The organism is Variovorax sp. P2_H12 (assembly GCF_056403395.1).
This window is the reverse complement of sequence record NZ_JBFUFO010000176.1, coordinates 1-479: the sequence shown is the minus strand read 5'-3', so window position 1 is coordinate 479 and position 479 is coordinate 1. Positions and strand designations below refer to the sequence as shown.

The window sequence follows — 479 nt, the reverse complement described above, 5'->3', positions numbered from 1 at the left end:
TCCCCCCGCGACACGCCCTTGAAGTCATCCAGACCGGCGTGCTCCGTCACATTCATCTGCGTCGTGTTGACGGTCACTGTCACCTGGTCGGGCTTCGGATCGAGTTCGGCCAGCATATGCCGCGTGTCATCGCTGAGCCACTTGGCGGCYKCGCCKTCGKWTTCAGGCGCGAAGCTGATSGAGCCRCCSACYTGRATGATCATTTCSGGCACGCGGGCGCGCACCCCGGCGATCAGCTCRTTGAACWTGGACAGGCGCTTGCTGCCCYTGCCGTYGGGTTCGCGCACATGMAGATGCAGCACGGTGGCACCGGCCTCGTAGCAATCCACGGCCTTCTGGATCTGATCCTCCATCGTGACTGGAATGTCTTCCGGGAAGTCTGAAGGAATCCAGCCCGGCGCATAGGGGGCGGCGGTGATGATCAGAGGCTGCTGGTTCTCAGGATACAGGTGGCCGTCAAGGAAGTTCATGGTGAGGGG

The 479-nt window shown here is 62.4% G+C and carries 1 protein-coding gene; it reads right to left on the bottom strand.

Annotated features, from left to right (window positions below; all coding sequences use genetic code 11):
- The coding region (locus tag AC1DYK_RS35700) for a 3-keto-5-aminohexanoate cleavage protein (RefSeq protein ID WP_478170568.1) at positions 1 to 470 on the bottom strand (470 nt) is incomplete at its 3' end.
- Positions 471 to 479 lie beyond the last annotated feature (9 nt).